22 protein-coding genes and 5 tRNA genes are annotated in these 23044 nt (G+C 56.8%); 4 read left to right on the top strand and 23 right to left on the bottom strand.

Annotation, left to right across the window (positions count from 1 at the left end; translation table 11 throughout):
* Positions 1-11 precede the first annotated feature (11 nt).
* The 18 genes from rpsG to GFC01_RS01150 all read right to left on the bottom strand — a co-directional run bounded on the left by rpsG (position 12) and on the right by GFC01_RS01150 (position 14770).
* On the bottom strand, positions 12-482 hold the full coding sequence (rpsG, locus tag GFC01_RS01235; protein WP_152944823.1) for a 30S ribosomal protein S7: 471 nt from the start codon (positions 480-482) through the stop codon (positions 12-14).
* 82 nt (positions 483-564) lie between these two features.
* On the bottom strand, positions 565-939 hold the full coding sequence (gene rpsL, locus GFC01_RS01230) for a 30S ribosomal protein S12 (protein ID WP_341473683.1): 375 nt from the start codon (positions 937-939) through the stop codon (positions 565-567).
* A gap of 191 nt (positions 940-1130) precedes the next feature.
* Entirely contained in the window at positions 1131-1382 is a 252-nt protein-coding gene (locus GFC01_RS01225) for a L7Ae/L30e/S12e/Gadd45 family ribosomal protein (protein WP_152944822.1), read from the bottom strand.
* A 44-nt stretch (positions 1383-1426) separates the two neighbouring features.
* Positions 1427-4951, bottom strand: a complete 3525-nt coding sequence (gene rpoC / locus GFC01_RS01220; protein WP_279233416.1) for a DNA-directed RNA polymerase subunit beta' — start codon at positions 4949-4951, stop codon at positions 1427-1429.
* A 32-nt stretch (positions 4952-4983) separates the two neighbouring features.
* Positions 4984-8457, bottom strand: a complete 3474-nt coding sequence (rpoB, locus tag GFC01_RS01215) for a DNA-directed RNA polymerase subunit beta (protein ID WP_152944880.1) — start codon at positions 8455-8457, stop codon at positions 4984-4986.
* A 311-nt stretch (positions 8458-8768) separates the two neighbouring features.
* A complete protein-coding gene (gene rplL / locus GFC01_RS01210) occupies positions 8769-9158 on the bottom strand; it encodes a 50S ribosomal protein L7/L12 (protein ID WP_152944821.1) in 390 nt (129 codons plus the stop codon).
* A 139-nt stretch (positions 9159-9297) separates the two neighbouring features.
* Positions 9298-9831: a 50S ribosomal protein L10 gene (gene rplJ, locus GFC01_RS01205; RefSeq protein WP_341473681.1), complete on the bottom strand. Its 534-nt coding sequence runs from the start codon at positions 9829-9831 to the stop codon at positions 9298-9300.
* A 364-nt stretch (positions 9832-10195) separates the two neighbouring features.
* On the bottom strand, positions 10196-10894 hold the full coding sequence (gene rplA, locus GFC01_RS01200; RefSeq protein ID WP_152944820.1) for a 50S ribosomal protein L1: 699 nt from the start codon (positions 10892-10894) through the stop codon (positions 10196-10198).
* 51 nt (positions 10895-10945) lie between these two features.
* On the bottom strand, positions 10946-11374 hold the full coding sequence (gene rplK / locus GFC01_RS01195) for a 50S ribosomal protein L11 (protein WP_152944819.1): 429 nt from the start codon (positions 11372-11374) through the stop codon (positions 10946-10948).
* 22 nt (positions 11375-11396) lie between these two features.
* Complete coding sequence (gene nusG, locus GFC01_RS01190; protein ID WP_152944818.1) at positions 11397-11927, bottom strand: transcription termination/antitermination protein NusG; 531 nt, start codon at positions 11925-11927, stop codon at positions 11397-11399.
* Between the two features lie 50 nt (positions 11928-11977).
* Positions 11978-12307, bottom strand: coding sequence for a preprotein translocase subunit SecE (gene secE, locus GFC01_RS01185; RefSeq protein ID WP_152944817.1), 330 nt, complete (start codon positions 12305-12307; stop codon positions 11978-11980).
* Positions 12308-12400: 93 nt separating this feature from the next.
* Positions 12401-12550, bottom strand: coding sequence for a 50S ribosomal protein L33 (gene rpmG / locus GFC01_RS01180; protein ID WP_152944816.1), 150 nt, complete (start codon positions 12548-12550; stop codon positions 12401-12403).
* A gap of 257 nt (positions 12551-12807) precedes the next feature.
* The gene (tuf, locus tag GFC01_RS01175; RefSeq protein WP_152944815.1) at positions 12808-14010 is read right to left on the bottom strand and encodes an elongation factor Tu; all 1203 of its coding nucleotides are present in this window, start codon (positions 14008-14010) and stop codon (positions 12808-12810) included.
* Between the two features lie 179 nt (positions 14011-14189).
* A tRNA-Met gene (locus GFC01_RS01170) sits at positions 14190-14266 on the bottom strand.
* A 116-nt stretch (positions 14267-14382) separates the two neighbouring features.
* Positions 14383-14458: transfer RNA gene (locus GFC01_RS01165), tRNA-Thr, on the bottom strand.
* 1 nt (position 14459) lies between these two features.
* A tRNA-Met gene (locus tag GFC01_RS01160) sits at positions 14460-14535 on the bottom strand.
* Positions 14536-14589: 54 nt separating this feature from the next.
* Positions 14590-14675: transfer RNA gene (locus GFC01_RS01155), tRNA-Tyr, on the bottom strand.
* Between the two features lie 19 nt (positions 14676-14694).
* A tRNA-Thr gene (locus tag GFC01_RS01150) sits at positions 14695-14770 on the bottom strand.
* Positions 14771-15320: 550 nt separating this feature from the next.
* On the opposite strand from GFC01_RS01150, the gene pdaA reads away from it, so the two are divergent.
* The 4 genes from pdaA to GFC01_RS01130 all read left to right on the top strand — a co-directional run bounded on the left by pdaA (position 15321) and on the right by GFC01_RS01130 (position 19757).
* Complete coding sequence (gene pdaA / locus GFC01_RS01145) at positions 15321-16256, top strand: delta-lactam-biosynthetic de-N-acetylase (protein ID WP_152944814.1); 936 nt, start codon at positions 15321-15323, stop codon at positions 16254-16256.
* A 345-nt stretch (positions 16257-16601) separates the two neighbouring features.
* The gene (locus GFC01_RS01140; RefSeq protein ID WP_152944813.1) at positions 16602-17051 is read left to right on the top strand and encodes an RrF2 family transcriptional regulator; all 450 of its coding nucleotides are present in this window, start codon (positions 16602-16604) and stop codon (positions 17049-17051) included.
* A gap of 220 nt (positions 17052-17271) precedes the next feature.
* The gene (locus tag GFC01_RS01135) at positions 17272-18681 is read left to right on the top strand and encodes an MFS transporter (RefSeq protein ID WP_152944812.1); all 1410 of its coding nucleotides are present in this window, start codon (positions 17272-17274) and stop codon (positions 18679-18681) included.
* A 293-nt stretch (positions 18682-18974) separates the two neighbouring features.
* On the top strand, positions 18975-19757 hold the full coding sequence (locus GFC01_RS01130) for a DUF169 domain-containing protein (protein ID WP_194174739.1): 783 nt from the start codon (positions 18975-18977) through the stop codon (positions 19755-19757).
* On the opposite strand, the gene GFC01_RS01125 is transcribed toward GFC01_RS01130, so the two are convergent.
* The 5 genes from GFC01_RS01125 to GFC01_RS01110 all read right to left on the bottom strand — a co-directional run bounded on the left by GFC01_RS01125 (position 19750) and on the right by GFC01_RS01110 (position 22850).
* Positions 19750-19950, bottom strand: a complete 201-nt coding sequence (locus GFC01_RS01125) for a 3-keto-5-aminohexanoate cleavage protein (protein WP_279233417.1) — start codon at positions 19948-19950, stop codon at positions 19750-19752. The two genes, GFC01_RS01130 and GFC01_RS01125, sit on opposite strands and share 8 nt — an antisense overlap.
* Before the next feature lie 98 nt (positions 19951-20048).
* A complete protein-coding gene (locus GFC01_RS01120) occupies positions 20049-21452 on the bottom strand; it encodes an MFS transporter (RefSeq protein ID WP_152944809.1) in 1404 nt (467 codons plus the stop codon).
* 288 nt (positions 21453-21740) lie between these two features.
* Entirely contained in the window at positions 21741-22097 is a 357-nt protein-coding gene (locus GFC01_RS01115) for a DUF5320 domain-containing protein (RefSeq protein ID WP_152944808.1), read from the bottom strand.
* Positions 22098-22247: 150 nt separating this feature from the next.
* Positions 22248-22454, bottom strand: a complete 207-nt coding sequence (locus GFC01_RS20110) for a DUF5320 domain-containing protein (RefSeq protein ID WP_194174738.1) — start codon at positions 22452-22454, stop codon at positions 22248-22250.
* 15 nt (positions 22455-22469) lie between these two features.
* Positions 22470-22850 (bottom strand): NifB/NifX family molybdenum-iron cluster-binding protein, encoded by a 381-nt coding sequence (locus GFC01_RS01110; protein WP_152944807.1) that lies wholly within the window; start codon positions 22848-22850, stop codon positions 22470-22472.
* Between the last annotated feature and the right edge of the window lie 194 nt (positions 22851-23044).

The raw sequence follows: 23044 nt of genomic DNA, 5'->3' as shown, positions 1-23044 counted from the left end.
ATTCCTCCCCCCTACCACCGGTAATGGGCAAAGGCCTTGTTTGCTTCCGCCATTTTATGGGTATCTTCTTTCTTTTTGAAAGCTCCGCCGGTGCCGTTGGCCGCATCCATGATTTCCGCCGCCAGCTTTTCTTCCATGCTCTTGCCGCCCCGTTCCCGGGCATATCTGGTGATCCAGCGGATGCCCAGGGTTTGCCTGCGCTCTGGGCGCACCTCCACGGGCACCTGATAGTTGGCCCCGCCCACCCGCCGGGCTTTGACCTCCAGAACGGGCATGACGTTTTTCATGGCCTGCTCGAAAACTTCCACCGGGTTCTTACCGGTTTTTTCGCGAATTATATCAAAGGCGTTGTAACAAATTTTTTCGGCGATACTTTTCTTGCCCTTCAGCATGACCTGATTGATCAGCTTGGTAACCACCTTGCTACCATAAATTGAATCAGGCGGTACATCCCGCTTGCCTATGGTTCCCCTCCGTGGCATTTATTTCCCCCCTTTGTCCCAAATTATACCCTTTCGGGGTGGTCCTTAAAACCGCCGGTCCCCGCCGGAACCGGCGATGGATTTATTTTTTCGGACGCTTGGTCCCGTACTTGGAGCGGCCCCGGTTGCGGTTCTGCACCCCGGCCGAGTCCAGAGCGCCCCGCACAATGTGGTACCGGACACCGGGCAGATCCTTCACCCGTCCCCCCCGGACCAGAACCACCGAGTGCTCCTGCAGGTTATGTCCGATTCCCGGGATGTAGGAGGTCACTTCAATCCCGTTGGTCAGCCTCACCCGTGCTACTTTACGCAGGGCGGAGTTGGGTTTTTTGGGAGTGGTGGTATAAACCCTGGTGCATACCCCCCGTTTTTGCGGGCATTCCTTCAGAGCGGGGGCAGCCGATTTGGTGACCACCTGTTCCCGGCCCTTGCGGATCAGCTGGCTGATGGTTGGCACGCGCTACACCTCCTTCAAAAAAGTCGTCGGTCGTCAGACGCCGGCCGTCGTCCTGGATAGATTAAACCTGCTTTATCCCTTTTCCCTGTACCACGGGAATTCCTGCGGCCGGGGGCCCCCCTGCCGGTGGTCGTCCCTTAAGGACCACCGCCGGCAGGGCTCTGTCAGGTCCGGACATACCATTTCTCACTTCAATCTTCAATAATCGCCGCCGAGGCACAGCCCACTTCAATACCGCAGGCCCTGCCCAGCATTAACATGGTTTCCACCTGCACCACAGGCACTTTTTTCATTAAACAGGCCTCCTGTATGGGGTCGGTAACCTTTTTTTCCGCATTCAACGCCAGGTAAACCACTTTGGCCTGCCCCCGCTGAATGGCCTTCAGGGTTTGCTTGGAACCCACGGTTTTTTTCCGCGCCCGGTACAACCGCGTCAAGGGCATGATACTCCCCCCCCCAGAGAAGCCAGACACACTTTTACATCATATCACCAGTTACGAACGTTGTCAATATACTCTTGGCCCCCGGGCAGGGGAGGCAGATCATAGCCTGCGTCCACCTGCCCCCCTTCATCCCTTTCCTCGCCTTCCACCAGCTCAATGTTCCGGTAGCGGCTCATGCCCGTGCCGGCCGGAATCAGTTTGCCGATAATCACGTTCTCCTTCAATCCCATCAGGGGGTCCGTTTTACCCTTGATGGCCGCCTCGGTAAGCACCCGGGTGGTCTCCTGGAAGGAAGCCGCCGACAGGAAGGAGTCGGTGGCCAAAGAGGCCTTGGTGATACCCAGCAATACGGGCCGTCCGGTGGCTTCCTGACCACCCTTCTCCCGAATACGGCGGTTTTCGTCCTCCAGCTCAAAGACATCGATTAATCCGCCGGGGAGCAGGTCCGTGTCCCCCGGATCCTCCACTTTTACTTTCCGGAGCATCTGCCGGATCATCACTTCGATATGCTTGTCGTTGATATCCACGCCCTGCAGCCGGTAGACCCGCTGCACTTCGTGGAGAAGATAAACCTGCACACCGGGTAGGCCCTTGATCTTGAGCAAATCGTGGGGGTTGATGGAACCCTCGGTCAGCTCATCACCGGCCGTCACCCGGTCCCCGTTCTGCACCTTCAGACGGGCGCCATAGGGTATTTGATAGGTGAATTTTTCACCGTCGTCGGTGGTAACTTCCACTTCCTTGCGTCCCTTGACCTCCCGCACCTCCACCAGACCGCCGGCTTCGGCAATCACCGCCTGGCCCTTGGGCCGGCGGGCTTCAAAGAGTTCCTCCACCCGGGGCAGACCCTGGGTAATATCGTCCCCCGCCACACCGCCGGTATGGAAGGTGCGCATGGTCAGCTGGGTACCCGGCTCGCCAATGGATTGGGCGGCAATAATGCCCACCGCCTCGCCGATGTCCACCATCCTGCCGGTGGCCAGGTTGCGGCCGTAACATTTTGCACAGACACCGAAGCGGGTCCGGCAGGTAATCACCGACCGGATCTTCACTTTTTTGATACCGGCCTCCACTATCCGGCGGGCCGTCCCATCGTCGATCTCCACGTTGGCCCGGGCCAGCACTTCCCCCGTTTCGGGGTGCACCACATCTTCGACGGCCACCCGGCCTTCCAGGCGATCCTCCAGCTTCTCAATCACTTCGGTGCCGTCCTTGATCTCTTCCACCAGGATACCGTCACTGGTGCCGCAATCCTCTTCCCGGACAATTACATCCTGGGCCACATCCACCAGCCGGCGGGTGAGGTAACCCGAGTCGGCCGTACGCAGGGCCGTATCGGCCAGACCCTTGCGGGCGCCGTGGGTGGAAATGAAGTATTCCAGCACGGTCAAACCTTCCCGGAAGTTGGCTCTGATGGGCAGGTCGATAATCCGGCCCGAGGGATCGGCCATCAGGCCGCGCATGCCGGCCAGCTGGCGGATCTGCTGGATGTTACCCCGGGCGCCGGAGTTGGCCATCATGTACACCGGGTTGAATTTATCCAGGGAATCAACCAGCGCTTTGGTTACCCTGCTGGTGGCGTCGTTCCAGATGCCGATAACTTTGCGGTAACGTTCCTCCTCGGTAATCAGTCCCCGGCGGTACTGGGTCTGCACCGTCTCCACCTGCTGGTCGGCCTCATGCAGGATATCCTTTTTCTCTTCGGGAATGATAATATCGGAAACGCCGATGGTTATGCCGGCCCGGGTGGCAAACTGGAACCCCACTTTTTTGATGCCGTCCAGCAGGGCCGCCGTGGCCGAATAACCCAGTTTGCGGTAACAGTCGTCCACCAGTTTGCCCAGGCTTTTCTTATCCATCACGTGATTGATATAACCCAGCTCGTCGGGCACCACCTCATTAAATATGATGCGGCCCACCGTGGTTTCCCGCAATTCCCCGCCGGGCTGGCGCACCTTTACCCGGGCCTGCAGGCTGACGGCCCCGTTATAGTAGGCCATGACGGCTTCATCTTCGTCCCTGAAAGCCTTCCCTTCCCCGGGGGCGCCGGGCTTTTCCATGGTCAGGTAATAGCTGCCCAGCACCATATCCTGGGTGGGAATGGCCACCGGGCGGCCATCCTTGGGGTTCAGAATATTATGGGCCGAAAGCATTAACAACCTGGCTTCCGCCTGGGCTTCGGCGGACAGGGGCACGTGTACGGCCATCTGGTCACCGTCAAAGTCGGCGTTATAGGCGGTACAGACCATGGGGTGGATTTGAATGGCCCGTCCTTCCACCAGAACCGGCTCAAAGGCCTGAATGCCCAGCCGGTGCAGGGTGGGTGCCCGGTTCAGCAGCACGGGATGTTCCCGGATCACTTCTTCCAGTACATCCCATACTTCCGGACGCACCCGCTCCACCATGCGTTTGGCGCTTTTAATATTATGGGCGTAGCCCTCGTTGACCAGGCGCTTCATCACAAAGGGCTTGAACAGCTCCAGGGCCATCTCCTTGGGCAGCCCGCACTGGTGCAGCTTGAGGGTGGGGCCCACCACGATGACCGACCGGCCGGAGTAGTCCACCCGCTTGCCCAGCAGGTTCTGGCGGAAGCGGCCCTGCTTGCCCTTGAGCATGTCGCTCAGGGATTTCAGCGGGCGGTTGCCCGGCCCGGTGACCGGACGGCCCCGGCGGCCGTTATCGATCAGGGCGTCCACCGCCTCCTGGAGCATGCGTTTTTCATTGCGCACAATGATATCCGGGGCGCCCAGATCCAGAAGGCGTTTCAAACGATTGTTGCGGTTAATCACCCGCCGGTACAGGTCGTTTAAGTCCGAAGTGGCAAAGCGCCCCCCGTCCAGCTGCACCATGGGACGCAACTCGGGCGGAATGACCGGAATCACGTCCAGGATCATCCATTCCGGCCGGTTGCCGGATTTACGGAAGGCCTCCACCACTTCCAGGCGGCGGATGGCCCGGATGCGGCGCTGACCGCTGACTTCCTTTAATTCCTGGCGCAGTTCCCGGCTCATTTCATCCAGGTCGATTTCGGCCAGCAGTTCCTTAATGGCTTCCGCCCCCATGGCCGCCTTGAAGGCATTGCCGTATTTCTCCCGGTAGTCCCGGTACTCGGTTTCCGTAAGCAGCTGCTTTTTAATCAGAGGGGTATCTCCCGGATCAATAACAATATATGAAACAAAGTAGAGGACCTTTTCCAGCGCCCGGGGGGACATATCCAGCAAAAGACCCATACGGCTGGGAATGCCCTTGAAGTACCAGATATGGGAAACGGGTGCGGCCAGTTCGATGTGGCCCAGGCGTTCGCGGCGCACCTTGGAACGGGTAACTTCCACGCCGCAACGATCACAGACCACCCCTTTGTAACGTACCCGCTTGTATTTACCGCAGTGGCACTCCCAATCCCGGGTGGGACCGAAAATGCGCTCGCAAAACAGACCGTCCCGTTCAGGCTTCAGGGTGCGGTAGTTGATGGTCTCCGGTTTTTTTACTTCACCGCTGGACCACTGGCGGATCTGATCGGGGGACGCCAATCCAATGCGGATACGGTCAAAGTTGTTCAAGCCCAGCAAAGGACCTCTCTCCCTTCCGTATTAATCGGTACCTAACTGCCCGTTTCCTCATCATCCAGATCCAGGTCATCCACCATCAGGTCACCCTGGAACTCATCCATATCCACATCCACATCCCCATCCCCATCCTCTTCCTCTTCCCGCTCCTCGTCCTCCATTTCCGGTTCATAACCCCTCCGGCCGTTCTCCGGCATATCATCGGCGTGAATGTCCAGGCCTAAATCTTTGGCCGTTTCATGTACGTCATCTTCCACTTCCTTAATTTCGATTTCCTGGTCGTCCTCTGAAAGAACCTTCACATCCAGCCCCAGGCTCTGCACTTCTTTAATCAATACCTTGAACGCTTCGGGCACACCCGGCTCCGGAACGTTCTCGCCCTTGACTATGGCTTCATAGGTCTTCACCCGGCCCACCACGTCATCGGACTTCACGGTGAGGATTTCCTGCAGGGTGTAGGCCGCACCGTAGGCCTCCAGCGCCCACACTTCCATTTCACCGAAACGCTGGCCGCCGAACTGGGCCTTGCCGCCCAGGGGCTGCTGGGTAACCAGGGAATAGGGGCCGGTGGAACGGGCGTGAATCTTGTCATCCACCAGGTGGGCCAGTTTTAACATGTAGATATAGCCCACCGTAATGGGGTTATCAAAGGGCTCCCCGGTGCGTCCGTCGTAAAGGGTTATTTTACCGTTCTCCGGCAAACCGGCCTTTTTCAGGAAATCCAAAATATCTTCTTCCGATGCGCCGTTGAATACCGGTGTGGCCACGTGATAGCCCAGGGCGTGGGCGGCCCAGCCCAGGTGGGTTTCCAGCACCTGCCCGATGTTCATCCGGGAAGGCACGCCCAGGGGATTCAGGACAATTTCCACCGGTGTGCCGTCGGGCAGGAAGGGCATATCCTCTTCCGGCAGGATGCGGGCAATAACCCCCTTGTTCCCGTGCCGGCCGGCCATTTTGTCCCCTTCGGAAATCTTGCGCTTCTGGGCAATGTAGACCCGCACCAGCTGGTTGACCCCGGGCGGCAGCTCATCGCCCTTGTCCCGGGAGAAAACTTTTACATCCACCACTTTGCCCGCTTCCCCGTGGGGAACCCTTAAGGAAGTATCCCGCACCTCCCGGGCCTTTTCCCCGAAGATGGCCCGCAGCAGGCGCTCTTCCGCCGTCAGCTCCGTTTCACCCTTGGGGGTGACCTTGCCCACCAGGATATCACCGGGGCGCACTTCGGCCCCCACCCGGATAATTCCCCGCTCGTCCAGATCCTTTAAAATCTCTTCACCCACGTTGGGAATATCCCGGGTAATTTCTTCGGGACCCAGCTTCGTATCCCGGGCATCGCATTCGTATTCTTCTATGTGAATGGAGGTAAAATAGTCTTCCTTCACCGCCTTCTCGCTGACCAGTATGGCATCCTCGTAGTTGTAGCCCTCCCAGGGCATAAAGGCCACCAGTATGTTGCGGCCCAGGGCCAGTTCCCCGTGGTCGGTGGAAGGGCCGTCGGCAATTACCTGCCCGGCCTCCACCCGCTCCCCTTTATGAACAATGGGCTTCTGGTTGATGCAGGTACCCTGGTTGGAGCGGGCAAATTTAAGCAGCTTGTAAACGTCAATGGTGCCCTGGTCGGTGCGGATCAGAATATCATTGGCCGTCACCCGCTCCACCACCCCGCTGTTGCGGGCGATGACCACCACTCCCGAATCCCGGGCCGCCTTGTATTCAATACCCGTACCCACCAGGGGTGCCTGGGCCCTGATCAGGGGCACGGCCTGGCGCTGCATGTTGGCCCCCATCAACGCCCGGTTGGCATCATCGTGCTCCAGGAAGGGAATCAGAGCCGTGGCCACACTGAAAACCTGCTTGGGCGATACGTCCATGTAATCCACCTTGTCGGCCGGCACCTCCAGGATTTCGTGGCCGTGGCGGGCGTTTACCTTTTCTTCAACAAAGTAACCGTTTTCATCCAGGGGGGCGTTGGCCTGGGCAATGATCAAGCCCTCTTCCTCATCGGCCGTCAGGTACTCGATCTCTTCCGTAACCCGCTTTTCTTCCTTATTAACTTTACGGTATGGTGTTTCAATAAAACCGAAGTTGTTGATCCGGGCATAGCAGGACAGGGAACCGATCAGGCCGATGTTCGGACCTTCCGGTGTCTCAATGGGACACATGCGGCCGTAGTGGGAATGGTGCACGTCCCGCACCTCGAAGCCGGCCCTTTCCCGGCTCAACCCCCCGGGACCCAGGGCGGATAAACGCCGTTTATGGGTTAACTCCGCCAGGGGGTTGGTCTGGTCCATGAACTGGGACAGCTGGCTGGAGCCAAAGAATTCCTTGATGGCCGCCACCACCGGACGGATGTTGATCAGCACCTGGGGGGTGATCACATCCACATCCTGGATGGTCATCCGCTCCCGCACCACCCTTTCCATGCGGGAAAGACCGATGCGGAACTGGTTTTGCAGCAACTCCCCCACCGAGCGCAGGCGGCGGTTGCCCAGGTGGTCGATATCGTCCACCTGCCCCTCCCCGTCCATCAGCCGGAGCAAATACCTGATGGTTTCGATAATGTCCTGGGGGGTCAGTTCCCGGATGAATTCCCGGTCCACGGGCACTTCCCGCTTTAAATAACGGTCCCATTCGGTGCCGGGCCGCCCGTTTTCTTTAAAACGGTAAAGCACCCCGTGTTTTAACTTTTTCTGGATTTTGTAACGGCCCACATGGGCCAGGTCGTAGCGCTTGGGATCAAAGAAAAGGGAATGCAGCAGTGAACGGGCGCTTTCCACCGTGGGAGGTTCGCCCGGCCGCAACCGTTTATAGATTTCCACCAGCGCTTCTTCTTCGGTGTCGGCGTTGTCCCTGGTCAGGGTTTCCTGGATATGCCTGTTGCCTTCAAACAGGTCCATGATCATTACATTGGAACCGTAACCCAGGGCACGCACCAGAACGGTGGCCGGGATTTTCCTGGTCCGGTCGATGCGCACAAAGATGTGTTCGTTCACATCGGTTTCAAATTCCAGCCAGGCGCCCCGGTTGGGAATAATGGTGGCGGTATATATCTTTTTGCCGCTGGGATCCAGCTGTTCGCCGAAGTAAACCCCCGGGGAACGAACCAGCTGGCTGACAATCACCCGTTCCGCGCCATTAATAATGAAGGTTCCCTTTTCGGTCATCAACGGGAAGTCGCCCATGAAAACTTCCTGCTCCTTGACTTCCCCGGTCTCTTTGTTAATCAGGCGCACTTTTACCCGCAGGGGCGCAGCGTAGGTAACGTCCCTTTCCTTGCACTCTTCCACGGCATATTTGGGTTCGCCCAGGGTGTAATCCAGGAACTCCAGAACCAGATTACCGGTGAAGTCCTGAATTGGCGAGACATCCTGAAATACCTCCCGTAATCCCTCCCGTAAAAACCAGTCGTAGGAGTTACGCTGCACTTCAATCAGGTTGGGCAATTCCAGAACTTCCCGTAGCTTGCCAAAACTCCACCTTACCCTGGTTCCGGCCTTTTCTGCAAACAGAGCCAACACCCCCCAAAATTAAAAAACAACGAAAAGCAAGGTTTTACCCAACCTCGCTTTCCCCGCTTAAAAAACTATGCCAGGATATTATTTCCGTAAATAATTGCCTGCATACATTATGGCAATTGTAACCGTGTTATATCCGTTACCCCGCCGTGCATATAATAGACATTTAGTAATGGTAGCACATATCCATTGGATTGTCAAGGGATGGGTGGAAAAATTTTTTCGTAAAGCGGTGCGGTCATATAATCATTGCGGGCCGCACCGGTTCCCTCAATGCGGCCCGCCTGTTTATTGCCCGGCCGGTATTACTTTACTTCCACCGAAGCACCCTGTTCTTCCAGCTTGGCCTTGATGGCCTGGGCTTCTTCCTTGCTGACCTTTTCCTTAACGGGCTTGGGCGCGTTGTCCACCAATTCCTTGGCCTCTTTCAATCCCAGACCGGTGATCTCCCGCACCACTTTGATCACGTTGATCTTCTTGTCGCCCACGGCGGCCAGGATCACGTCAAACTCGGTCTGCTCTTCTTCGGCCGCCGGTGCCGCCGCGGCGGCCCCGGCCGCTGCCGGTGCGGCGGCCACCGCCACCGGAGCGGCAGCGCTCACCCCAAACTCCTCTTCAAATTTTTTCACCAGTTCGGCCAGCTCCAGCACTGTCAGGCCTTTAACCGCTTCCAGAATTTCAGCCACTTTGGACATTCTAATTTAACCTCCCTCGAAAATAGATTTTCATGCTTTATGTGGGGAACGAATGTTCCCATGGGTAACTCCTTAGAACTTGTGAATATGATTTCCGGACGTCATAACGCTACACCAACTCACTCTCACATCCCACCTCTCAAACAGCCGCTTCGCCGGCCTTTTGCTTGCGCACGGCTTCCAGCACGTAGACCAGATTGCGCAGCAGGCCCTGGAGTGCGGAAGCAAAACCGTACATGGGAGCCTGCATGCCGCCCAGGACTTTGCCCAGCAGGATCTCCCGGGACGGCAGATCCGCCAGCTGGCGCACGCCGCCCACATCGATGACCTTGCCTTCCAGGATGCCGGCCTTTACTTCCAGCTGTTTGAATTCCCTGGCCAGTTCCGACAGTACCTTGGCCGGGGCCACGGGATCTTCATAACCGAAAACCACGGCCGTGGGTCCCTCCAGATACGGTTCCAGGCCTTCCAACCCCACCTCCCTGGCGGCAATGGCCATGAGGGTATTTTTGGCCACCTTGAACTCACTGTTCTTTTCCCGCAAACGGCGGCGTATGCGGGTCATGGCAGCCACATCCAGCCCCCGGTAATTGGTCAGAATGGCCGACTTGCTGGTTTTGAACTTTTCCTTAAGATCGGCCAGCATCACCTGTTTTTCCCTCTTGGTGGGCACTTACATTACACCTCCTTCCGAAAAAACTGGAAATTAAAAGGGCGGGCCCCGGTAGCAAAGACACAGGGGCCCGCCCACAACACGGGCAGGTTCAAAGCAACCCTGGCCTCGGTTGGCGGCAGATGCCATTAAGTCCGCGGACACCAACTGTCTACAGCTGGGGAAACGGGGCCGGAGCGGTGAGAAGGAATCCCCTCCAACTTCCGGCCACAATATTAATATGTTCCCGGCAAAAGCAAGACCGGTTAACAGTCAACCGGCTTTGGCACCGCCCAACGCTTAAAGAAATCCTTTTCCTTACAAAGAAACACAACCCTATGGGCTATTGAGTGCCGGGATCACTCCATTGCTCCGTCTAATGGCTTCAGGCGGTGATCTTCGTATAGTTCACCTTTACTCCCGGGCCCATGGTGGAGCAGACGGTTACTCCCTTGATGTACTGGCCCTTGGCCGCCGCCGGCTTGACCCGGATCAGCTGTTCTATGAGCGTGCGCAGGTTTTCCACCAGCTTTGTGGTATCAAAGGAAACCTTGCCGATGGGCGCATGGATGATACCGGCTTTATCCACCCGGTATTCGATTTTACCGGCCTTCACTTCCCGGACGGCCTGGGCAATGTCAAAGGTCACCGTGCCGGTCTTGGGATTGGGCATCAACCCCCGGGGGCCCAGGATGCGGCCCAGGCGGCCTACCATACCCATCATATCCGGGGTGGCGATGGCCACGTCAAACCCCAGCCACCCTTCCTGCTGGATTTTGGCCACCATATCCTCCGCCCCTACGAAATCGGCGCCGGCTTCCTCGGCCTCTTTAGCCTTTTCGCCCTTGGCAAAAACCAGGACGGTCCGGGTTTTGCCGGTACCATGGGGCAGCACCACCGCGCCCCGCACCTGCTGATCGGCATGGCGGGGATCCACCCCCAGCTTTACCGCCACTTCCACCGTTTCGTCAAACTTCGCCGTAGCCATATCCTTGACCAGGGCCAGGGCCTCGGCCGGATCGTAAGCCACGGTGCGATCTACCTTTTTGAGTGCATCCATAAACTTCTTGCCGTGTTTCGGCATGGATATTCCCTCCCATGTGGTATTAACGGATTGAATCCTCCCACTTCTCAATTATCCTTCCACTATTTCGATACCCATGCTCCGGGCGGTTCCCCGGACCATGCGCACGGCCGCTTCCACGTCATTGGCGTTAAGATCGGGCATTTTCAGCTGGGCAATTTCCCGCACCTTGGAGAGGGGCACTTTAGCCACTTTTTTCTTGTTGGGCTCTCCCGAAGCGGTTTCAATGCCGGCCGCCTTCTTCAACAAGACCGCCGCCGGCGGAGTTTTGCACACAAAGGTGAAACTGCGGTCTTCAAAGACGGTAATTTCCACCGGAATGATCATTCCGGCCTGGGCAGCGGTGCGCTCGTTGAACTCTTTGACAAAGGCCATGATGTTCACCCCGTGCTGCCCCAGGGCGGGACCCACCGGAGGGGCGGGGGTGGCTTTACCGGCCGGACATTGCAGTTTAATTATGGCCGCCACTCTTTTGGCCATTCCGAACACCTCCTTGCTGTCATTAACTTATCTTTTCCACCTGGGAAAAATCCAATTCTACCGGCGTTTCCCGTCCAAACATGGAAATCATTACCTTTAACTTGCCTTTATCGGTATCCACCTCTTCCACAATGCCTTCGAAATTTTCAAAGGGCCCCGCCGTCACCCGCACCCGGTCATCCACGGCCACATCCAGCCGCGGCCGCGGTTCGTCGGAAGCCGTCTGGCTGATGATCTGCATGGCTTCCTCATCGGTCAGTGGAATGGGCTTGGAACCGGAACCCACAAAACCGGTTACCCCGGGCGTATTGCGCACCACATACCAGGAATCGTCGGTTAAAATCATTTCCACCAGCACATAGCCGGGGAATATTTTCTTTTTGGTCACTTTCCGGCGGCCGTCTTTTATTTCGATCTCGTCTTCCATGGGCACGAGGATGCGGAAAATTTTCTCCTCCATGTTCATGGACTCGATCCGCTTTTCCAGGTTGGCCTTTACCTTATTTTCATAACCGGAGTAGGTATGAATGACATACCACTGCTTGTTGCTCATAAATACAAGGGACCTGAAGTAAATTCGAGGTCCCTCACCCCCTCGGTACCTTATTTAATGAGTAACTGCAGAAGCCGGCTCAAAAGCGAATCGAATATCCAGATGAGAATTCCCACCAGGGTTACGGCGACCAGCACCACGCCAGTATATATGGCCACTTCCCGCCGGTTGGGCCAGTGTACTTTTTTCAGCTCCTGGTAAACCCCACGGAAGTACTTGCTGATCTGTTCCAGGCGGTTGGTTTTCTCTTTTTTGACCACAGCCTTTTCCCTCGGCCTGGTAAGTTCCTTTTTTGCCGAAGGATCCCGGCGGAAGAACCGGGTCACGCCACCGGCCACCGCTTCACCGCCGTCCTTTTTCACCTGATTTTTTAATGCCATGCCAGCCACATCCTTAATTTTCTCAGTCCGGTATGGTGCGCACCATCCAGATAAATTCCCCGGCCTTTACAGAAAAATTATTGCCATTGAAAATCAACGGGTTTCCTTATGCAGGGTATGGGTATGGCAAAACTTGCAATATTTTTTCATTTCGATTCTTCCGGAATCGTTTTTCTTATTTTTGGTAGTGGTATAATTCCGGCGTTTGCATTCCGTGCAGGCCAGAGTCACTCCTACCCGCATCCCAGGCCACCTCCCCAAATTAAAAAAAGACTACAAACCACGCAAAGCTCCCAAAATAGCCTTATCCAATTTATCATAATTCCCGGTTAATGTCAATACTAACCCCGCTGTCGCCAGAAATACCAGTGACTCCAGGCCGCAGGAATGGTTTCTTTGCCTGCCAAAGACAAAGAAGGAACCGGCAGGCGGTTCCTGAAAGTCAGATTAGATAAAGTGTAACTATCCAGTAAAACCGGTGCAGGCACGGCGTTGTCCCGCTACTCGATAATGGAGGTGACCACCCCGGCACCCACGGTGCGGCCCCCTTCCCGGATGGCGAAGCGCAGCCCCTCCTCAATGGCAATGGGGGTAATCAGCTTGATTTCCAACCGGATGTTGTCCCCCGGCATGACCATCTCCACCCCTTCCGGCAGGGTGATCACTCCCGTCACGTCGGTGGTCCGGAAGTAGAACTGCGGCCGGTAGCCGTTGAAGAAGGGTGTGTGCCGCCCCCCTTCTTCCTTGGTCAGCACGTATACCTCGGCGTTGAAGTGGGTGTGTGGCTTGATGCTCCCCGGCTTGGCCAGCACCTGCCCCCGTTCCACTTCTTTCCGGTCTATCCCCCGCAGCAGGCAGCCGATGTTGTCCCCCGCTTCCCCACGGTCCAGGATCTTCCGGAACATTTCCACCCCGGTGACCACCGTCTTGCGCGGTTTGTCCATCAATCCCACTATCTCCACTTCATCACCCACTTTGACGGTGCCCCGTTCCACCCGGCCCGTGGCCACCGTCCCCCGCCCGGTGATGGAGAATACGTCTTCCACCGGCATCAGGAATGGTTTGTCTATGTCCCGCTTCGGCGTGGGAATGTAGCTGTCCACCGCGTCCATCAGTTCCCAGATGGATTTGCACCATTCGCAGTCCCGCTTCCCACAGCCGCATTCCAGCGCCTTTAAGGCCGAACCGGTGATGATGGGTATGTCGTCCCCGGGAAAATCATAGGTGGAGAGCAGTTCCCGCACTTCCATGTCCACCAGTTCCAACAGTTCCGGGTCGTCCACCATGTCCGCCTTGTTCAGGTAGACCACGATGTAGGGCACGCCCACCTGCCGGGCCAGCAAAATGTGCTCCCGGGTCTGGGGCATGGGCCCGTCCGCCGCCGATACCACCAGAATGGCCCCGTCCATCTGCGCCGCACCGGTGATCATGTTCTTCACGTAGTCGGCGTGGCCCGGGCAGTCCACGTGGGCGTAGTGCCGGTTTTCCGTTTCGTATTCCACGTGGGCGGTGTTGATGGTGATGCCCCGCTCCCGCTCTTCCGGGGCGTTGTCGATTTCTTCGTATTTCTTTACCTGCGCCTTGCCCACCGTGGCCAGCACCACCGTGATGGCCGCCGTCAGGGTGGTCTTCCCGTGGTCCACGTGCCCGATGGTTCCAATGTTTACGTGGGGTTTGGTCCGCTCAAATTTGGCCTTGGCCATGTCTTCCTCCTCCTCGCAACCCTGAAATTAACACTTTTTAGCACACTTCTAAATTATTACCACTTTGCCTTAAATCATGCGCCGGCAAAACCCCTTTACCAATTCGCTGTAATTCGCTGCCGCGCGGGAAAATCCTTCTGTAAACAAAAAAACCGCCGGCCAAATGCCGGTGGTTTTCCTGGTAGCGGCGCAGGGACTCGAACCCCGGACACTGCGGGTATGAACCGCATGCTCTAACCAGCTGAGCTACGCCGCCATGAACAGAAGTCGGATGTCAGAAGTAAGATGTCAGAACAAGGAATCCCTTTATATATTTCCCGCTGCCAAACAGTTCCTTCCGACCTCAGACCTCCGACTTCTGACCTCAGAAACTGGAGCCACTAACCGGGATTGAACCGGTGACCTCGTCCTTACCAAGGACGCGCTCTACCTACTGAGCTATAGTGGCATGGTTGCGGGGGTAGGATTTGAACCTACGACCTTCGGGTTATGAGCCCGACGAGCTACCGGCTGCTCCACCCCGCGTCGGCAATATTTATTATAACACAGGAAATTAACTTTTTCAAGGGAAGGTTGTTCTGGTGGAGGGGGCAGGATTCGAACCTGCGAAGGCGTTCGCCGGCAGATTTACAGTCTGCTCCCTTTGGCCACTCGGGAACCCCTCCGTATGGGATGTGGGAAAACTGGAGCCGGCGATGGGACTCGAACCCGCAACCTGCTGATTACAAATCAGCTGCTCTGCCAATTGAGCTACGCCGGCACACACCCATCACTGACGGGCGCACATTTTATGTTACCAGAAAACAAAACACCTGTCAATACCCTGAAGCAATGATTGTCGCCGGTCTATGATATTGAGAGGTGGGATGTGAGGGAGGTGAGAGTCTAATATGGGAATGCGGCTGCGCCGAATTCCTTCTATTCCCACTTCTCACCTCTCGCCTCTCACTTCTCAGATTGACAGGCAGGTGAAACGTACCGCCTGTCGAATTTTTTCAGATGGGGAATAAACAGGTGGTGGCCGGTCCAAGCTAACCATTATAAAGGGTCAGACCCCTTTGGGAATGATTTTCCTGCTTTTCCTTTCATCCGCCGGTTGTGATAACAACTACCATAGAGTTACTCGCAGGAACAACTGTTCCCTCGGTAAGTATGAATAACTGGTTTGATCTGCCTGGCGGCACTCACCGGTACCATAATTTATGTATATAAGTCACACCCTCAGAGATGCCCTGAACCGGTGAGCACCGGGGTACTTAAAACAACGACCAAAAACTAACGACCAACGAATATTTCCGGGAGGTAGTAACTTGAAAAAACACATCCGTTTCATTATTGTTGCCGGCCTGGTCGCCGGCGCCCTGCTGGGCCTTTATGCCGGACGGAGTTACCTTTCAAACGGGGATGTTTCCGGCAGCCGGCACGCCTATTCGCCCACCAACGGTTTAACCGAACAGGCACCGGCTGAACCCATTCCCACCACTTCCCCTACCCCAAAGGAACCCCCCCGGAGCGACGGGGGCGAGCAGGGGAACAAAACAACCGTCACCCTCTCCAACACCCGCCACGGGTGGGGCATCAAGCGCAATGACAACCACCAGCAGCCGGAAATGCCCAAAGGAATCCGGGATACCCTGGCCCGCTACGACGCCTTCTGGATCGGCAGCCCCGGCGAAAAGGTCCTCTATCTTACCTTTGACGAGGGTTACGAAAACGGCTACACGCCGAAAATACTGGATATTTTAAAGGCCAATAATGTAAAAGCCGCCTTTTTTGTCACGGGACATTACGTGAAAAGCCAGCCGGATCTGGTGAAGAGAATGGTGGCGGAAGGACATATCGTGGGCAACCACACCATGAACCACCCCAGCCTGCCGGATGTGAGCGACGAGCAGATTAAAAAGGAACTGCAGTCGGTGGAAACCCTCTTCACCAAACTGACCGGGCAGAAGATGCGTTACCTGCGCCCGCCCAAGGGGGAATACAGCGAACGCACCCTGGCCGTTACCAGGCAACTGGGCTATTACAACATCTTCTGGAGCCTGGCCCTGGTGGACTGGGTGCCCATGCCGGGGGGCGCCCAGGAAGCATATCAATCGGTAATGGACAATCTGCATAATGGGGCGTTAATTTTATTGCACGCCGTGTCCAAAGACGATACAGAAGCTTTAGACCGTATTCTCAAAGACGCCAGGGCCCGGGGTTATACCTTTAAAACCCTGGACGACCTGGTGGCCGGGAAATAAACTACCGCCACCATGGGGGCGGATCAGTATCCGCCCTTTTTTTTACCGGGCATCCGGCCGGAAGGCCGGAGCTCCGGCCTTCCGGCCACCCCGCCCACCGTGGTAATTACTCAATTAAACCGGTGCAGGCACGGCGTTGTCCCAGCGCCGGCAGCACCGGCCAGGGGAACACCACCACCGTCACCAATTCCAAACCGGCCAATGCAGAACGAAATAATACCCGTTCGGCAACCCACTGCGGGGTGAATTATCCCGGACAATGAATACCCCTTGACAGCGGGGGATAAAAAGGATATGATACATTAAAATTTACCTTACGAGTATACTTTCAAATGAGGGATAATAATGAGACTCAACCAGGCCACGGACTATGCCTTTCGTGCCGTGCTCTACCTGGCCCAGCTGCCACCCGGGGAAGTGGTGGAGGCACAGGTTATTGCCGGTAACCAGTGCATACCCATGCGTTTTTTGCTCAAAATTTTACGGCTGTTAACCAAAGCCGGCATCGTCGATTCCTACCGGGGGGTGGGCGGCGGCTACGCCCTGGCCAGGGACCCGCAGGAAATAACCCTGCTGGACGTGCTGACGGCAGTGGAAGGACCGGTGCAGATCAACCGCTGCCTTGTGGATCCAGCCTTCTGCAACCGCCAGGCCACATCACACTGCGCCGTGCACCGGGCGCTGGAATCCATCCAGGATACGCTCATCCAGCAGTTTCAAAAATACAATTTCGCCCAGCTGGCCGGAAAAAGATTAAAATGGCCGGCCGCAGAAAAGGAACAGGCCCGCGTATAAGGCGGGCATCTGTTTTGTGGTTTCCCGGCCCTTCGCCGCGCGAATCAAAGAGGTGGAGCCACCCTTCCGCCTGTTTTTTACCTGCGACATACCCCGGAGCGGAAAACGAATATTTTGAAAACCGTCTGCTTCTTGCGCGCAAAATCAACTGCACCCCGGAGAGGAAGGTCCGGGCCGTGGTAGAATAACATAAATAACAACGATAATACGGGCTGATTACATGAACACAAACCGCATCTTCGCCCTGATCAACCTGGCCGTTTTCCTGGATACGGTCCTTTACGGTCTTGTTGTTCCTGTAGTACCCCACTACGCCACCGTCCTGGGCGCCACCCCCACCGGGGTGGGAGTAATCTTTGCCGCCTATTCGGCGGGCCTGTTGCTGGCCAGCGTACCGGCCGGCCTGGCCTGCGACCGGTACGGTTATAAACCGGTCATGCTGCTGGGCATGGCCGGTCTGACCCTGTCCACCCTTATTTTTGCCTTTTCCGGCCACATCTGGCTGCTGGCCGTCAGCCGCCTAGTACAGGGGGTGGCCGGGGCGGCCACCTGGGCGGCCGGTTTGGCCCTGGTGGCTTTCCTCTACCCGCCCCACCTGCGGGGACAGAAGATGGGCATTGTGATGACCAGCACCGGCGCCGGCACCATTACCGGCCCGCTGCTGGGGGGAGCCCTCTACCAGTTCGCCGGTTACAGTTCCCCTTTTCTGATCACGGCCCTGGGCGGGGCGCTGCTGACCGTTCTCCTGTGGTGCAACCCCCTGCCGGGCAGGCCGGCGGCCACTGCTCCCGGCAGCGGCCGGCCGGCCTGCCTACCGGAATTAAGGAAACTTCTGCTGCAAAACCGCAACCTGTTCTGGGGTGTAATGATCACCGTCGTGGGCAGTTTTGGTTTTGGTATAATCGAACCCCTTCTACCCCTGGACCTGCACCGGCGTCTCGGGCTGCCCAGTGCCGGCGTGGGGTTGCTTTTCGCCGCCTTCAGCCTATCCTACGCCCTTTTCCAGCCCCTCTTCGGCACCATCTCCGACCGCCTGGGAAGAAAACCCCTGCTGGTGGGCGGCCTGGTCAGCACGGCGGCCACCATCCCCTGGCTGGCCCTGGCGCCGGATGTAAAAATGGAAACGGCAGTTATGATCCTCCTGGGTGCAACCACCGGCGCCTACTCCACGCCGGCCCTGCCCATGCTGGCCGAATCGGTGGAGCAGAACGGGCAGCCGGCGGCAGTCAAAAGTACCATTAACGGGTGTGGCCATCTGAAAGAAGGGGGACAACTGGATATCAGCCCTGCAGCAGGCGATGCAAACCCCGCTGTGCCCGATGCGCGGCAGACCGGGACAGGAATTACCCGCCCTGTGGCAGACGATAAAAACCGGAAGAGGTGCGCCTCCACCGTTTATGCAGCAGACGGTGAAAATCCTGCCAACGGCCCCTACGGCACCGCCTTTGGCCTCTTTAACTCCGCCTATTCCCTGGGACTGGTGGGCGGACCCCTGATGGGCACCTTTCTGGCCCAGCGGTGGGGGTTGCCGGCAGTCCTGCTCACCTACTCTATCCTACTTTTGCTTACCACCGCCGGTGTGGTGGCCCAGCTAAGAGAAACATTGCAAGGAAAAAGTTTGAGAAATTAAAACCCTCCACACGTAAGGTAAGTTTTTATTTTATCAATTAGATATTATTGTGTCTAATTAACAATCGGCATTTTGATAATTAATTTGTTTGGCATCTAACTGTATGTTAAATTATAACCAACTATATCCCTCCAGTGAAAGGAGATGAAGCGGCGTGAAAGATTCTTTGCAACCATTTGACGGTTATAATCTGCAGCAGCCATTTTATTCTCGCCATGGAGGCAGGAACAACCGAACAGTTGATAGAATATTCACTCTTTAATAATCATTATTCTTCGAAGGAGGCAAACGACGTGACCATCAACCCGAAAGCAGCGGCCGCCGCCATAGAGGAGTATCTTCGACCCGCCACTTTTCCGGTGGCAGTAAAACTGTCCGGAGAGGAAGACATGCCGGAAAAGGCCCGGCGACCCCGGACTTCCCTGGGCCACCCCATTAACATCTGTCAGGGCATTTCCATAACCCGCCATATGGGCTGGACCCTGGCCTTTTTGAAAGAAGATCACGCCTGCGCCCCCTCCTTTGTGATTCTGGGACTAGCCGCCGAACCGCCGGAACTGAATCTGAGCGGAGTAGTACAACCCTTATTTGGTGAAACGGCAGAGGCCTGTACCCTGACCAACGATACCATAACCAGGCTGCCCCTGGGCAAAGTAAAAAGTATCTGGCTGGCCCCCCTGGCCCGCACCGGCTTTGAACCCGATGTGATAATTGTCTACGGCAGCCCGGCCCAGGTGGCCCGTCTTATTCACAGCGCCCTTTACCGCAAAGGAGGAGCCATTACCTCCACCTTTATCGGGCGCAACTCCTGCGCCTGTGAGCTGGCCGCCCCTTTTCTGGAACAAAAGTGCCAGGTAGTGGTGCCCGGTTCCGGCGAAAGAATCTTTGCCCATACCCAGGATCACGAAATGTGTTTCGCCATTCCCTGGAGCCTCATGGAAGAAGTGCTAACCGGCCTGGAAGCCACCCATAAGGCCGGGGCCATGCGCTTCCCCACACCGTTTCTGGGTATGCGCTGCCGGCCATCCTTTCCCCAGAGTTATCGTCCACTGGAGGAAGCCTTTGGAATCAAATAGAACCGGATGTAAGCCCTAAAATCCGCCGGGCCTCGGCGGGGGTGGCCAGGGTGCGGTCCAGTTCGGCCGCCGGGCGGGCCACCCGGGCCACCAGCTGGGCATTGCTCACGGCCAGCTCCCCTTTGCGGTAATATATATTATCTTCGAAGCCCACCCGTACGTGCCCGCCCAGGATAATGGCCAGGGCGGCCAGGGGCAGCTTGTGTCAGGGGACGGTTCCCTGACACACTCGCCGCCCTGTGGGAAACCGGAGCTTCATACCATCGGGTTAAAAGGCGGAAAGACACAAAATCAGGCCGTTTCCCCTTTCCGCACCTTTCCCCGGGCCAGGGAAGCAAACACACCGCCGGCACATAAAAGGGCGAAGACAATAAAGGAAATGCGCATGCTCTTGAGCAGCAGCGGGCTTGCAGCGGCGGTAATGGTCATCCCCTTCAGAAAAAAGGAAAAAAACAGGGTGACCAGGGCCATGCTCAGGGCCTGACCCACCAGGCGCATGGTGCCCAGGGTGGCCGAAGCCACACCGTAATAACGTTTTTCCACGGCGCTCATGACGGCATTGGTATTGGGCGAGGAAAAAAGGGCAAAGCCAATGCCCAGCAGCACCAGGTCCCCCACCGCCACCCACAGGGGAGTGTCCTGGTGGAGAAAGATCAACAGGCAAAGCCCCAGAAAGGTCAAACCCATGCCCAGGGAGGCCAGGATACGGGGCTCCACCCGGTCGGAAAGGCGGCCGGCCCGGGGAGACAGCAGGGCCATCAACACCGGCTGGGACAGGAGGATAAAGCCGGCCGCCTGGGCATCCAGCCCCTTCACCACCTGCAGGTACAGGGAGAGCAAAAAACCCACGGCATAGGTGGAACTGTAGTTGATCAATGCCGCCAGGTTGGAGAAGGCAAAAACCACATTGCGGAACAGGTTAATGTTCAGCAGGGGATAACGGTGACGTATCTCCTGCCGCACAAACCAGGCCAGCAACAGCAATCCCAGCAGCAAAATCCACGGAGCCCGGGGCAGGGTGTTCACCGCGGCCATGCCCACCATGAAAGCAGTCATGCCCAGGCTGTACAGCACCGCCCCCGCCCCGTCGAAACCTTCACCCCGGGCTTCCCGCCATTCCCCCTGCAGTTTATTAAAGGTAATGAAAACCACGATTAAAGCCAGCAAGACATTTAAGTAGAAAATGTACCGCCATCCCAACTGGTGGGTCAGAAAGCCGCCCACCACCGGCCCCAGGGAGAGGCCCGTGTAAACGGCGGCCGCATTCAGGCCCAGCACCCGTCCCCGCTCCGCGGGAGGGTAAACGCTGGTCAGGATGGCCACGCCGGTGCCGAAAACCATGGCGCCCCCGATGCCGTTGAATACCCGGAAAAGAAGCAGGGCTTTCCCGGAAGTGGCCAGGCCGCTGAGCAGGGAGAATGCAGCATAAATAATCATCCCGGCCAGAAAAACCTTCTTGCGCCCGTAGAGGTCCGCCGCCCGGCCGAAGGGCAGCAAAAACACGGCCGAAGCCACCAGGAAGGAAGTGACGATCCAGTTGAGCATTACTGCTTCCAGTTGAAACTCCCGGCCGATGGCCGGTACGGCCAGGTTTATGGCACTGCCCATGAAGGGAGTCAGGAAGGCGGACACGGTGGCCACCAGCAGAGCATACTTTTTTAATTCCCGTGCATCATCCATGGTTAAGTTCTTCATGGCTAAAAACAGCCATGAAGACTACCCACCTCCCGAGCGGTTTCTTTAAATGACTTGACATTTCAACGGATAAAACAAAAATCCTGCCGGATAATAAATAATCCCGGCCCGGCGGCCGGGTATACGGTCATGATTTTATGCGGTAATGCCTATATTCAACAACGGAGGAGGTAAAAATCCTTCCCTCCCCCGCCATCCGGCGCCCCGAAACAGCGTTGCTCCGGAAAAAGACTGCCGGGGCGCAAGGGAAAAAACAGCCGGCGGTTTTAAACCACCGGCACAGTAAAACTAATCCTGTTCCTTTTGACCCTTTTGTTCGCCCTGGATCTGCGTCAGACGCTGTTTTAACCCGGCCAGCATACTTTCCAGGTGAGAAATTTGACTTTCCAGCAGGCCCTTTTCCCTTTGCGGGTCGGGATTGGCCGGAGGATAAGGCTGATACACCGCCGGAGTATAGGCGCCACCCCACCACCAGCCCCGGCCTCCAAAGCGACCCCTGCGGCCCATACCCCGGGCTCCACCCCAGCGCGGCCGCCACCATCCTCCCGGATTGGCATAGCCGGGCATATTAAATCCGGCGCAGTACCCCATTCCCCTGCCGGTCAGCGGTCCCATACCCCAGGGACCGGTTCCATCTCCGCGCATGTTTGATCAACCTCCTCGATTTTTTTAAAAGTATTCGTCAGTGATCACTCAGTGATCTTTAAGCTACCTTGAAGATAGATTTTCCCAGGGCAGCTGGGAAAACAGAGATTCTCCCAGGATAATCCCTGACAATAGTTGCCACACATGGGTTTACGGATTTTGGCTCCGGAAACAATTTTTCTTTCCCCATCCTCCCGGACCCCTCCGACAGGCGTTCCTGCCCCGGCGTACCCCCTGGGCTGCTCCGGCAGTTCCCGGTTGGGGGTTGCCCGGGGTCAAAGGAACGATGCAGTAACCCTGTCCATGGCCGGTCATGGGACCGCCTCCCCGGGGACCGGTACCGTTAAAACCAGGCATATGACTTCACCTCCTTCACCAGCCCCCCCGGCAACGCCGCCGCCACCGGCCGGAGCCGGGCATGGCGAACTTTTTGCCGGATAGTTCATTTTGCCCAAAAGCCTGCAGTACCTCTTCCACTTCGCCCGTTACCCAGGGAATTACCCGTATACCCCGGGCCAGCAGGTGGCGGTAGTAAAAATCGCTTATCCCGCCGCAGATAAGCGTTTCCACGCCCTGATTGACCACCTGCTCGATCCGGGAGAACCAATCCCCTTCAACGAACCGTACCAGCCGGCGGGTGATTGCCTGTCCCCTTTCCACCTCGGCCACCAGCAGTTCCCGGCTCACATCAAACAGGGGAGAAATGGAGTTCTCCCATTTGGCAATGGCCACTTTCACCGCTATACACCCCATTTAATGTTTCCGCCCATTCTATCACCCGGGCGATAAACACTTATGCAATAAATATGCCAGCGAAGATTTACTCAACCAAACAGGACGTCATCGGGGAGTTATTTGACTTTTGCATTGGGCAAACCCAAAATGCCTCTTCCCGTGTGTTGCACTATGCAATCATACCGGCAGGCAGCCGCTGCAAAATGCAATCA

It is taken from the genome of Desulfofundulus thermobenzoicus (assembly GCF_009428905.1).
Taxonomy (GTDB): domain Bacteria; phylum Bacillota; class Desulfotomaculia; order Desulfotomaculales; family Desulfovirgulaceae; genus Desulfofundulus_A; species Desulfofundulus_A thermobenzoicus.
Note: the sequence above shows the minus strand (reverse complement) of the source record. Positions and strands in the feature narration are given on the sequence as shown.